Source organism: Microbacterium sp. 20-116 (assembly GCF_041079415.1).
Taxonomy (GTDB): domain Bacteria; phylum Actinomycetota; class Actinomycetes; order Actinomycetales; family Microbacteriaceae; genus Microbacterium.
On the sequence record NZ_JBFYGP010000004.1, the window covers coordinates 177,900 to 190,776 of the forward strand.

At 66.7% G+C, this 12,877-nt stretch carries 9 protein-coding genes; 5 read left to right on the plus strand and 4 right to left on the minus strand.

Annotated features, from left to right (window positions below; genetic code table 11):
* Positions 1–24: 24 nt before the first annotated feature.
* From AB6V29_RS10075 to AB6V29_RS10090, 4 genes are all read left to right on the plus strand, one after another.
* Positions 25–960 carry a glycosyltransferase family 2 protein gene (locus AB6V29_RS10075; RefSeq protein WP_369358396.1) on the plus strand — a complete coding sequence of 312 codons (936 nt, stop codon included), beginning with the start codon at positions 25–27 and terminating at the stop codon, positions 958–960.
* Positions 961–1,022: 62 nt separating this feature from the next.
* Entirely contained in the window at positions 1,023–1,544 is a 522-nt protein-coding gene (locus tag AB6V29_RS10080; protein WP_369358398.1) for a hypothetical protein, read from the plus strand.
* Between the two features lie 113 nt (positions 1,545–1,657).
* The gene (locus tag AB6V29_RS10085) at positions 1,658–3,385 is read left to right on the plus strand and encodes a hypothetical protein (RefSeq protein ID WP_369358400.1); all 1,728 of its coding nucleotides are present in this window, start codon (positions 1,658–1,660) and stop codon (positions 3,383–3,385) included.
* Between the two features lie 112 nt (positions 3,386–3,497).
* Positions 3,498–5,474 carry a glycosyltransferase family 4 protein gene (locus AB6V29_RS10090; protein ID WP_369358401.1) on the plus strand — a complete coding sequence of 659 codons (1,977 nt, stop codon included), beginning with the start codon at positions 3,498–3,500 and terminating at the stop codon, positions 5,472–5,474.
* Between the two features lie 89 nt (positions 5,475–5,563).
* Here AB6V29_RS10090 and AB6V29_RS10095 read toward each other — a convergent pair whose 3' ends face one another.
* Positions 5,564–6,850, minus strand: a complete 1,287-nt coding sequence (locus AB6V29_RS10095) for a glycosyltransferase (RefSeq protein ID WP_369358404.1) — start codon at positions 6,848–6,850, stop codon at positions 5,564–5,566.
* 143 nt (positions 6,851–6,993) lie between these two features.
* On the opposite strand from AB6V29_RS10095, the gene AB6V29_RS10100 reads away from it, so the two are divergent.
* Positions 6,994–8,706, plus strand: coding sequence for a glycosyltransferase family 2 protein (locus AB6V29_RS10100; RefSeq protein WP_369358406.1), 1,713 nt, complete (start codon positions 6,994–6,996; stop codon positions 8,704–8,706).
* Positions 8,707–8,728: 22 nt separating this feature from the next.
* Here the strand turns inward: AB6V29_RS10100 and AB6V29_RS10105 are convergent, their stop codons facing one another.
* The 3 genes from AB6V29_RS10105 to AB6V29_RS10115 are packed head-to-tail and all read right to left on the minus strand — an operon-like array spanning position 8,729 to position 12,800.
* On the minus strand, positions 8,729–10,873 hold the full coding sequence (locus AB6V29_RS10105; protein ID WP_369358408.1) for a glycosyltransferase: 2,145 nt from the start codon (positions 10,871–10,873) through the stop codon (positions 8,729–8,731).
* Positions 10,874–10,878: 5 nt separating this feature from the next.
* Positions 10,879–11,796 carry an NAD-dependent epimerase/dehydratase family protein gene (locus AB6V29_RS10110; RefSeq protein WP_369358409.1) on the minus strand — a complete coding sequence of 306 codons (918 nt, stop codon included), beginning with the start codon at positions 11,794–11,796 and terminating at the stop codon, positions 10,879–10,881.
* Positions 11,793–12,800, minus strand: a complete 1,008-nt coding sequence (locus AB6V29_RS10115) for a GDP-mannose 4,6-dehydratase (protein ID WP_369358411.1) — start codon at positions 12,798–12,800, stop codon at positions 11,793–11,795. The genes AB6V29_RS10110 and AB6V29_RS10115 overlap by 4 nt, the downstream gene beginning before the upstream one ends.
* Positions 12,801–12,877: the final 77 nt, after the last annotated feature.

The following is a 12,877-nucleotide window of genomic DNA, read 5'->3' on the forward strand; positions in this document are numbered from 1 at the left end:
CCGACGGCCCCTATGCTCGACAGCATGACTGCGCGCGTCGGGATCGTCGTCCGTACCCGGCGGCGGCCGGACTTCCTCCGACGGGCGCTGAGCGACATCGGCGCTCAGACCTTCGTCGACCACCGGGTCATCGTGGTGAACGACGGGGGAGACCCCGCCGAGGTCGAATCGATCGTCGCGGGGGCCGGCCTCGACGTCTCCGTCCTTCACATCGCGGACGGTGAGGGCGGTCGCTGCGTCGCTGCGAATCGGGGTGTTCGCGACGCTGGTACCGAGTACGTCGTACTTCACGACGACGACGACCGCTGGCATCCCGAGTTCCTCTCTCGAACCCTCGCGTGGCTCGATGCGACCCCTTCTGACGCGGCCGTCGCCGTGCCGACAGAGATCGTCTACGAAGAGAAGCGCGACGGTGCGTGGGTCGAGGCCGGGCGGGCGCCGTTCTGGGCGGGTATGCAACGCATCTCGCTGACCGAGATGCTCAGCGTGAACCGGGCCGTCCCCATTTCGGTGCTCTATCGGCGGTCGATCCACGACGAGATCGGTTGGTACGACGAGTCGCTCGACGCCGTCGAGGACTGGGATCTCTACCTTCGGATCCTTCGGCACGGGGGGATCGGCTTCCTCCCGGGAGAAGCGCTCGCTTTCTGGACGCAGAGACCGGATGCCACGGGCCTCGACGCCAACAGCATGTTCGCCCTCACCGAGGCGCACGCCATCGACGATGCGCGGGTACGTGATCGCGCGCTCGCGGAGTGGATCGGGCGAGAGGGGGAGGGGCTGCCGCTGTACCTCGCTGACCTGCACACGGAGCTCGCTGCGCACATTGACGAGCGTCTCGCTCAAACCGCGGCCCGGATGCGTAAGGAGATCCGGGACGACCTCCGGCAGGAACTCGATGCGCATCAGCCGCTGTGGTCGCGTCTGCGGCGTCTGCGGCGTAGAGTCGTCCGTCGATAACGACCTGGTGTCTCGCGGCGTGGGTGGAGGCGAGTCGGCGCTCGCGCGCGCATAATATTGCCGTGAAGAACGCCATCGACGCTGCCGTACCGTCCTCCCTCCGGCGCACGCGCGTCGTGATGCCCGTGCTGCTCCTGGCCGGGGCTCTGTCGTTCTCCGGATGCGCCGGGGCTACCGGCTCCGCAACCCCCGCCCCGAGCCCGACCGCGTCGACCGCGACGCCCACGATGTCGCCTGAGGCCACCGGCACACCGTCGCCGGCCCCGACTGAAGGGGGGGGCGCAGCCACGGATGCTCCGTACAACGGTCAGATTCTGATCATTACTTCCGAGGTCCGCGACGGCACCCTCGAGGTCTCGGCGATGGTGCCGGGGGTCTCGGAGTCCGGTGGGACGTGCACGCTCACTCTGGTGTCCTCGGGGGCGAAGGTCGACTCCACGGCTAACGAGGGAAAGGACGTGACCTACTGCGGTCTCATGTCCATCGCCGTCGGCGACACGGCCGACCCGGCTTTCCAGGTCACCTACTCGTCGCGCACCACATCGGCCACGTCCGCGGTGACGACGGTCGAGCCGACCTCGTGATCCGTCCCACCCGCCGCCGCCGCTGCCGCTTCGCGGCGATGGTCGCGGTCTGGGCTTGCGCGCTCGCTCTGCTCGTGGCCGCCCCTCTCGCACTCCCCGCCACGATCGCCCCCGTGGATTCCGCCGCGGCAGCCAATGCCGCGGACTGGAACCCGGGCAATATCATCGACGATTCCGTCTTCTACGACGGCAACGCCATGGGTTCCGCCGAGATCCAGGCTTTCATGGAGCGCCAGGTGCGCAACTGCCAGTCGGGGTACACCTGCGTCAAGGATTACCGGCAGAACACGGACAACAGGCCCGCCGACAAGTACTGCAACGGCTACTCCGGTGCGGCGAACGAGAGCGCCTCGACCATCATCGACAAGGTCGCTCGCTCGTGCGGCATCAGCCAGAAGGCTCTTCTGGTTCTGCTGCAGAAGGAACAGGGTCTCATCACCTCGACGGCTCCGTCGTCGTGGAACTATTCCGCGGCTACCGGCCAGGGATGCCCGGACACGGCCCCGTGCGACAAGGCGACCGCCGGTTTCTTTTACCAGGTCTACTACGCGGCGCGTCAGTTCGAGGTCTACCGCCTCAATCCGACGTGGTGGGGTTACCAGTCCGGTCGATGGAACAACATCCTGTACAACCCCGATGGCGGGTGCGGCACTCAGCGTGTGTACATCGAGAATGCCGCAACCGCCGGCCTTTACATCTATACCCCATACGTGCCCAATCGGGCGGCCCTGAACAACCTCTACGGCACGGGCGACGGTTGCTCTGCCTACGGCAACCGCAACTTCTGGCGCACATTCACAGACTGGTTCGGATCGACGCGCGAGCAGAACCGCCGGATCGTTTCCGTGGCCAACGACATCTATCTCGTGTCCGGCAATCGTAGGTACCACATGCCGCCCCACGCGTGGGCGCAGTGGCGAGCGGCATTCGGTGACCCTTCGGCAGTGACGCGTGAGTACCTCGACCGTTTCGCGGACGGCGGCGATGCGAGCCTCTATGTGCGCAACTCGACCACAGGGGCCGTCTACTACCTCGATTCGCGGGAACTGCACTACTTCGATAGCTGCGACCTCATCGCCCTCTGGGGCGGGAATTGCCAGAATCTCATCATCGACGTGACGGGTGCAGACCTCGCGTCCCTGAGTGTGGGCAAGCCGATGAGTCCTTTCGGGCGAACCGACTCGGCCGCGACGGTTTATCGGATGGTCGGCGCCGAGATGCAGCCGATGTATGACGACGCGGTAGCCGCGACGTACAACCTCGGGACGGTGCCGTACGCGGCGCTCCTCCCGGGATCGGTCGTGGCGCGGTACCGCGTGTCGACGCAGACCCGTTTCGCGAACGGCCAGTTCATCATGTTCGCCGGTGACAGTCGTGTGTGGCTGCCCACAGGCGACGGTCGTTTGTTCTACCTGCCCTCCTGGACGCGTGCTGCCGAATTCGGCCTCCCCTCCGGCGTCTTCAGCACGAATGTCCCCACCTCCGCCGCTTACAACTGGCCGCAGATCGGCAACCTCGAGCCGTTCGTCTCGTGCGGTGGGAGTTCCTTCTATGTGGCTTCGGGGTCCCTGCGGCCCGTAACTGCCGCGGCGACTGAGGGTTTCGTCGTCGCGTCGCTCGACCCGTCCACATGCTCCGCGCTGGCCATCACGACGGAGGGCGCGGGTCTGGTTTTCATCCGCCCCGCCGATGACACTCGGATTTTCTACGCCGTGGGGGGTGCATACCGTCATGTCACCTCTGTGCCGCAGCTCCAAAAGATCGCGGGTACACCCTCGCCACGAGTGCTCACCATCAGTCGCGAGGCTCTCGCTCTGCTCAAGATCGGCCCCGCGTACTGACGTGCCGGTCGAGGGACGCCGAGGCCGGGACAGGGATGTTACGCAATGCCACCTAAACTTGGGTGGTCTGTGGTCGAAAGGATCGTGAATGTTGGATCGGTTGCCTCGCGCGGTGTCTCGCCGTCTCGCGCGCCTCATCGAGCGCGTGTCGGCGGCGCTGTTCCAAGCCTCGCTTCTGGTAGAGCTCGGCCCTCAGGCCTTCCGCGTACGCCGTCGTGCGCTCGGTCAATGGCGAGCGGTCGAGGGACTGACGTTTCCGAACGGCATCTCCACCGCCTTGACCTCGCAACGTGCCGCGGGCTGGTACACGATCGTCCGCCCCCAGCTGGTGATTGCCCTGTATGGCACCCCGTCGCCCTCCCTCGGGGCGTGGATGACGCGTACCGCGAGCCGCATGAACGTTCACTTCCTCGTCGGCGACGCAGCCGTTCCCTTCACGCGCAGCCTCTCCGCCGAGACCTGGACCCGCACCGGAGTGCGGGGAGCGGCGGAGTTCGACCTCACCGAGGTTCTGGCCTACATGCACGGGCGGCGGCGCAGGTGGGACCTCCTCCTGCTCGACGCGGGTCAGCCTCTCCCCGAGATCGCGGAGCTGATGCAGCTGCAATTCGCAGCCCATGAGTACCAGCCGGAGAAAGAGACGGGCTTCGTCACTCCCGCCTACCGCGTCGACGGTGTGGTGACAAGCGGGTTCCAGTTCGATCGACGCAAGGGCGAGTACGTTCCGAGCCCGAGCAGCGTGAAGGACTACGGCCAGGATTCCATTCCGCGCTACGTGCTCACCGCCCCCGCCCATGGCTTCTACGCGACCTCCTTCGCGCTCGACCGCGTCGACGTTCCCACCCGCCATCTGTCCGGTACGCGGCTCGACGTTCAGGTCGCGGAGCTCGTGCGCAAGGGCTGGGCGGGCAACATCCGCACCCTGTGCTTCAGCCCCGTCGTCTTCGATGTGAGAACACTCCCCAGCTTGTCCGTGAGCTCTGATGCTCGCGAATGGCTCATGCGGCGTACGGTGTCGGAAGACGGTGAGCGGGTCCGGGTGATCTTCGTCCTCACGGCAACATCGATCAGCGGCGGGATCCGCGCGGTTTTTCAGATCGCCAACGGATTGGCCGCGCGGGGGATGGACGTCGAGATCTGGTCGTTGCAGACGGCTCCCACCTGGTTCGAACTCCACGTCCCCGTCCGCACGTTCGACAGTTACGGCGATCTGCTGCTCTCCCTGCGCAATGCCGATGCCATCAAGGTGGCGACGTGGTGGGAGACGGCCGAGATCGTGTGGTTGGGATCGGTCAACCACGGCCTCCCCGTCTATCTCATCCAAGAGTTCGAGACGTGGTTCTTCCCCGATGATCAGGTCGTCCAGGCAGCCGTCGTCGCGGGCTACCGCAGCGAGTTCCTCGGCATCACGGAGGCGAGCTACCAGGTCGGCGAGCTGGAGCAGATCGGAATGACGGCGACGCTCGTGCCTCACGGTTATGACGAGACGGTCTTCCATCAGCTCGCCGAGGTCCCTCGCGAGGAGGACACGGTGCTGGCTATCGGTCGGTCGTTCTTCCAGAAGAACTTCGCGATGACCGCTCGCGCCTGGCGGGCGATGGGGGAGCGCCGCCCGCGGCTGCTGATGTTCGGAACGGAGCCCGACATTCTCGAGGACGAGCGGACGGAGTACGTCGTCCGCCCCCTGGATCCGCACGTGAACGAGCTCTACAACACGGCGACGATGTTCGTTCAGACCTCGCGCCACGAGGGTTTCTGCCTCCCGGTCCTCGAAGCGATGGCGGCCGGGTGCCCCGTCATCACCACGGATTCTCACGGCAACCGCGATTTTTGCATCGACGGCGAGAACTGCATCGTCGTCGGGCAAGACGACGATGGTGCCCTCGTGGCGGCTATCGACCGTCTCCGTTCCGATCCGGACGAACGGGAGCGCCTCCGGCGGGGCGGTCTCGAGACAGCGGAGCGGTACCACTGGCCGCGCGTGCTGGACATCGTGGCGGACTTCTACTCGCGGGCCGCGAGTTCCGGCCTGACAGCGACGCCGTTCAGCGACGTGGGCATCGACCAGTCATCGCCGAAATCCAACTGACCCGCGGCATGGTGCTTCCGGCGAGTGCTGGGCACCGTCCCGTGGGGTCGCCCCGGAGGTGAGAACCTCGGGGGCGCATCGCGTGGCCTCTACGGCATACCGTCGGCAGACTCGGCCGTGGCGTTTCCGGGCACGAGGAGGACGTCCCAGTTCTCGACCACCATGCGGAGTGGACGGGTTGTTTCCGACCATCTCCAGGCGTCGCGAACAGCGTCGATGTGACGCCCCATGCGGCGCCGAGCGCGGCGGTGTGTTAACTCGATGATGCCGGCTTTCATGGCCGCCACGTCCTCGCAAGCCACGACGACCCCCAGGTCTTCGTCGCGGATGTACTCGGCGAACCAATCCCCTTCGGTGACGACGCTGGGGAGACGGGCCCAGAAGTGGTCGAGGATCCGGGTGCGGAACGCGTAACGCGTTTCGAACGAGGGCCGGTGCGCCGACACCGCGGCATCGGCCCCCACGAGATAATCCGCACGGTCGTCGGCGGGAACCCAGCCATCGACGAAGTACACGCCCTGGTCGAGGACGCCGAGACGCTGAGCAAGCGATCTCGCCCGCTCGACCGACGGCGGGGCTCCGATCAGCTCGTTCGGGTGCGTCGTTCCGTAGAAAGCCAAACAGACCGGATGGCCCTCGCCACGGAGCTCGGCGACGGCGCGAATAGGGGTCTCCGCGTCGAACCAGTCCCAGATGCCGCCGGCCCAGACGAGAAGGAAATCCTTATCCTGCAGTTCGAAGTCCTCGCGTAGGGCGGATCGTTTGGCCACCGGGTCGTCGTCTTGCATACCGAACGGGACGAGCCCGATGATGTCGGCCACTTCGCGACCGCGGAGGGTGCTCGGACGAAGAGCGCCGGATGCCAGCGCGTAACCGATCCAGAAATCGCGCTGTCTGTCGTTCGACGTGACAAAGTATGCCCCGATGCGCAAGGCCACTCGGAACTGATGGAGCACATCGTCGAAGACGCGGTCCTTCTGTTGCGCATCAGTGAACCCCCCGATGTTCTCGGCCCCGATGGCCTCGGCGGGGAGGGCGTTGTACAGGTCGAAGATGAAGCGGACCCCCGTCGCGGCGCCACGTGTGATGACGTCAGGGTCGAGGGTTTGGCTGTAGACGACATCGTGCTCCCCCATCATGCTGACCAGCTCGTCGCCGTCGCCGTAGGTGCGGACGGTGAACGGTCCGGCGCTCAGGAAGGGAACCGAAGCCACGTCGCCCGCACTCACGGCAAGCGTCACCGTGGACACGCGAGAGAGTTGCTCTGCGATTCGGACCGCTCGGATACCGGGGCCCGCCATGCGCTCGCCGACGACATCCGTTGCGACCACCAGCAACCTCGATCGGGCGACGTCCGCGTTCGTGATCGATATCATTGGGTTTCCTGACTCGCTGATGGACGTAGACCGACATGTTGCAGATTCTTCACGGCGCCGCCAGACGCCTCTACCGCTCGATGCCGGAAACGTGGAAGGTGAAGTACCGCGACCGCCGTACCCGCCGTTCCTATCTTGCCAACATGATCGGCGGCCCAGTCGACGAAACGACTCGGGTGGCGGCGGGGACCTGGTTCCGGGACAATGCCCGACCGGTCACGATCGTCATCCCCAGTTACAACGACGTCGACCTCATCCGGGAGGCGGTCGCGAGCGTGGAGCGCACCTGCGAGCATGCCGAGTGGGAGATCGTCATCGTCGACGACTACATCGACGTCGAGGTCGTCGCCCAACTGCGACAGCTCGAGAACTCGCGGGTGCGTGTCATCGAGAAGAGCGAGAGGCGCGGGTTCTCCGGGACGGTCAACGTCGGTATGTCCGAGGCCCCTGGCGACATCATTCTGCTGAACAGCGACATCGTCGCCCAGCCCGGCTGGCTCGAGATCCTGCAGTACAGCGCGTACGCGATCGACCCCCGAATCGGCCTCGTCAGCCCTCGCCTGGTCTACCCCGACGGTCGACTGCAATACGCGGGGCACTATCACGCACGTCAGCATGCCCCGCAGTGGTGGAGCCATTTTCACACCGGTGCCCCGGCGACACGGCCGGTCGCCAACGTCGCTGGCTACAATCGTGGCGCCTCCGGGGCATGCCTCTATGTCACGCGCGAGGCGTTCGACCGTTTGGGGGGGCTCGATGACGAGTTCTGGCTGGGTTTCGAAGATGTCGACTACGCGATGCGCGCGTGGAAGCTCGGCATCCGCAGCTACTATCAGCCCGCAGCCCTGCTCGTGCACCACGAATCCGCGAGCCGCGGGTACAGCCAAGGGCACCGCGAACTCGCCTCCATGCGGCGCTTCTGGGCGCGGTGGGAGGATCAGCTCCTCACGCGCCGTCTGCCTGAAGACGCCCCGCTCGACGTCGTCCTCGGTCCGGCCTCGGGTTCACTCTGGGAGGCCTACGTGCGGCGCATCTGCGATGCACAGTCCGGCCGCGCCGTGTCGTATCACCGCGTCTCCGGTGTGGCACCCGACGAAGAATTGATCCAGCGGCTGTCCGACGGCACCGGGATCGTCATCGCGGCCGATTGGACGGCGTCCGAGACGGTCTGGCTGTCCACCGCTGGGGGCGGGCTCCCTGTATACGTCCTCCCGGGCGTCGAGAGCGCGTTCCACCCCGAAGACCCGGCGCTCCAAGCGCGGATCGTCGCCGGATACCGTCCCGACTTCGACTATGTGGCCCCCAACCCCTGGGTGCAGCGTCAGCTGCCGATCGACACGGCGTGGGAGGCGCGGGCTCGCGTAGCACCGGCTCTTCCCCCGAGGGAGTTGTCGGCCGAGAGCGAGAGGGTCGTAGTGGTCATCGGCGCGACGGCGTCCCAGCGCGAGCGACTTCGGGCGACCGCCCGTGAATTCGCGCATGTCGTGATGCCACTCGATGACATTGATTCGCAGGCCGATCTCGACTCCGTGATCGACCGCCGGCCGCGCGTGATCGTGGATTTCGTAGCGCGCGGAAACTCTCTCGTCCCTCTCGCGTTGATGTCGTGCGGCGCTGTATATGTCCTGCCTCATGAGCCCGTCCTCGGACATGAGGTGTTGGATGGCTACAACGCGCTGAGGTTCGACCCGGGCGCCCTCGAGACGCTCGACCGCTCGCTTGCCGATTCTCTTGCGATCGACAGCGTCTGGTCGGAGGTGCGTAGCAACGGGCATGCGACCGCACGACGAATCGCCGAGCTGGCGCCGGTGGAATTCGGGCGCGCTCTGGCGACGTTCTCTGCGTCCGCGATCTGAACCGGCGCGGCCCGGGTGAGCGTCAGCGCAGTTCGAGTGCGCGATCGAGGAGTGTGCGGGCACGCGCATCGAAGGAGTGCGCCGCGCGCACTTCAGCGCCGATGCGCGCGAGTTCCTCGGGCAGGGGGAACACCTCCTCGGAAGGGCGGCGCAGCAGCGTCAGCAACTCGTCGATCGTCCGATAGGTCGCAACCGCTCCGCCGAAGATCTCGCCGACCCCGTCCACCTCGTCGCTGATCGCACGTCCGCCCGCGGCAACGACATCGAAAAGCCGGTTCGAGATGAAGCCCGCCCGCTGCATGGCCGGCCAGTGGTCGTTCATCACGATGTCGGCACTCTCGTACAGGGCGGGCAGTGCTGCATTGGGCACGCTTCGCGCGACCACCGTATGGGCCGGGATGTAGCCGGTCCAATCGGGGCCGTACACGCTGAGTTGCAGGCCCGCCTTCACGGGCTCGACCACGGACGGACGGGCGATACCGCGCGCGGTGCCAACGAACACCCGCTCCGAGGTGCGCGGCAATCCCCGCGGGTGGAAACGCCGCGTGTCGGTGCACTGCAGCAGAGTCCTCACCTCACGGCCCCACGAGACGCTCGTCTCGCGGGCCCATGACCGGGACGCCGCGAACACCGCATCGAAGCTCGCCGCCTCGCCAGCGGTCAACTCATCGGGGTGGCTGATGACCCAGAGCAGAGAGACAGCGTCATCCTGAGCGTCGATGGGTTCAGGCCCGCGAAGCGCGAGGACCACATCGTCGAGCCGTGCGGACGGACGTTTCCGCGCCTCGTAGGCGTCAATCACGACGTCTTGGCCGAGACGTCGAAGTGCGTCCGCCAATCCCCGGGCGAAGTGAGTGTCGCCCCAGAACTCCCCGGGTCGGCCCGGGGGGGCTGCGATCTTCAGAGCCCATCTCAGCCGGGGAGTCGCTCCCGCAGAGGTGGCGTCGGGGAGTCGCCGTTCCACGCGCGGCCTTCCCCCCGCTCCCGCGACGGCGACGAGACCGGCCGGACGCAGATAAGGGTCCACATCGGTGTCAGGTCCGGGCGCGGACTCGATCGGCGGAGACAGGCGGGGAGCGCGCACGACGGCGCCCAAGAGCGTCCGCCCCGGGCCGTTGGGGCTACTCCCCAGCGGGTGGGCGAAGGTGGGGGCGGCGATGCGCGGCACGGCAATCCACTCGCCGGCCGCTTGCGCATCCTCGGCGGGGTGACCGCTCAGCAGATGCCGATACCGTCCGCCGCTGACGACGAGTCCGGCGGAAGCGATGGCCCCGGTCTCGTCGAGCCACAGAGGAGCGACGGGCCCTTCGGTTCCGGCTGTCGCGAGAGCATGGAGATCGGCGGACGAGATCTCGTTACCGGCGCCGCGCACGACGACCACTCCGTTTGGCGCCACGGGGAGGCTGTCGATCAGACGGGCATCTCGGGTCTGCACGCGGACCCGAGGGTGCCAAGCCCACACCAGCGTACAGGCGAGCCATGACTCGACCTCGTCGCTGTCGAGGGCGATGACGAGGTCGGTAGCTGCCTGGGCCGCGGTGTCCAACACGGCGTCGAGGGCGTAGGCGAGGTCGGGTTCGTCCTTCCCTACCTCACAGACCACGATACGCGCGACCGACGACGAGGCCATTGGTCCGCTCGGCTCTCTCCGCGCGGAGCGTCCCATCGCCGACACAACGGTCGACCAGGGGACGCTCGTCGTCTCCCTCTTCGTGCCGAGCGCGATCCGGCCTTCCGCCCGCGCGAGCCGCCAGCGGTGGCCGAGCGGACCCGCAGGGTCGGAGAGGGCTTCCGGATGCGCCTCCGCCCAGCCCACCGCGTCCCAGTTCACGCTGACGCGGATGCGACGGGGGTCGTTGACCAGATAGGCGTAGAGCGCCGGGACCCGACCGACATCGGAGAGCTGCGAGGCGATAAGGCGTTCCATTGCGAGCGGGTTCAGCGTCACCCCGGTGCGGAAGCCGCCGCGCACGTAGGCTCGCAGCGCGGCGCGCGGGGTGCGGAACCCCTGCGCACGGATCAGGTCGTCGTCGATCAGGTCGGCGCGACGGATCACCCGCGCCCACCAGACGCGGTCGAGAGCGTGAACGACCGGGCGCGCGAACGCGGAACCCCTGAATCGCCGGAGGCTCTTCCGCGCGAACGTCGCGAGACGAGGGATTCGCATGCGGGTCATTCGAGTGCGCCGACGTAGTCGGTGATTGAAGAACGCCAGTCGATCGTGGGGACCCAGCCGAACTCGTCGCGCAAGCGAGATGCGTCACCGCGGACGTCCGCGACGTCACCGGGACGCAAGAGCCCCGTGTCGATGCTCGTCGGAGGAACGGGCACATCGAGTGCGGAGGCAAGTGCTTCGAGCATTTCGGCGCCCGTGTGCGATCGGCCTGAGCCGACGTTGTACGTCGCATATTCGTGCACCGAGGCCGACGCGAGGGTGACGTATGCCGCCGCGACGTCACGTACATCGGTGTAGTCGCGCGCGGTGGAAAGATTGCCCGTCTGCAGTGGCTCGCCGGGCACCGCGGACCGCAGCTTCCGCGTCAGGTCCGGGATGAGAAAGCCTGGTCCCTGGCCCGGACCGATGTGATTGAACGGACGCGCCACCACGGTGTCGACTCCCCGTCGCGAGTAGTACTCGGCCTGGGTCTCGACGAGCAGCTTCGCCACGGCATAGGGCGATGTCGCGGCCATCGCGTGGGCCTCGTCGACCGATCTCCCCTCGGACGGAGGGGCGTACACGGCGCCCGAGCTGACGACGATCACACGCGCGCCCTCGGACCGTGCGAGGAGGGTTTCGCACATCACGGTCATGATCGAGCTGTTGACTTCGAGGTAGCGCTGCGGCTCCGAGAACGACCGCCCGACGGCGGCGAGCCCGGCGAGGTGCACCACGGCGTCGACCCCGACCGGGAACGGCCAATCACCTGTCAGGTCGGTTCCGTAGTAGGCGTCGCAGAACGGAGCGAGCCGCTCGGCCGGGTCCGCCTCACGGCCCGCGGCCCACACGCGCATTCCCGCTCGCTGTGCGAGCTGGGCGACGTGCGGGCCGACGAATCCGTTCGCCCCCGTGATAGCGAGGGTGAAGGTCACGCGGGGTTGCTCAGCAAAGCCGACTGCTGCTGCAGGTCGTGGGCGACCATTCGCGCCACCAGGCCCGGGAAATCGACCTCGCGGCGCCACCCGAGTTCGTTCTCGGCCTTGGCAGGGTCGCCGAGCAGGATGTCGACCTCGGCGGGACGCATGAACGCGGGGTTCTGCACGACGTAGGGCTTCCAGTCGTCGACGCCGATCTCGGCAAAGGCAAGAGTGAGGAACTCCTCGATGGAGTGGGTCTCGCCGGTCGCAAGGACGAAGTCATCGGGGGTTTCGTGCTGCAGCATTCGCCACATGCCTTCGACATAGTCTCCGGCGTAGCCCCAGTCGCGCTTGGGCCACAGGTCGCCGAGTTCGATGTGCGGCTGCAGGCCGAGCTTGATGCGGGCCACGGCGTGTGTGATCTTTCGCGTGACGAACTCGACGCCGCGGCGCTCGCCCTCGTGATTGAAGAGGATGCCGCACGAGACGTACATGTCATAACTCTCGCGGTAGTTCTTGGCGATCCAGTGGCCGTAGAGCTTTGCGACGCCATACGGGCTGCGCGGGTGGAACAGGGAGTTCTCGTTGTATCCGGCACCGGGCCGGTTGTAGTCGAGACCGCCGAACATCTCGGATGTGGAAGCCTGGTAGAACTTGGTCTTCTGGGCTCGCCCGGTGATGCGGACGGCCTCGAGAGCGTTGAGAACGCCCTTCGCGGTCACGTCTGCGGTGAGGGTCGGGTTCTTGAACGAGTAGCCGACATGGCTGATGGCCGCCAGGTTGTAGAACTCGTCGGGGTCGCTCGTCTCCACAGCGCGGACGAGCGATGTCGGGTCGGTGAGGTCGCCCTCGATCAGGGTGACGTACGGGAACTCGCTCTGCGTCGCTTCACGGCGGGGGTTGTTCTGACCACGAATGAGCCCGAACACCTCGTATCCCTTGGAATGCAGGAGGCTCGCGATGTGCCCGCCGTCCTGTCCCGTGATTCCGGTGATCAATGCACGTGGGGAATCTGCCATTATGCCTCCAGTCGAACTGCTCGTTCCATGCTACTCGGCGGCGTGCAGTGGTCCCGTCGACGCACGTGCCCGCCGAC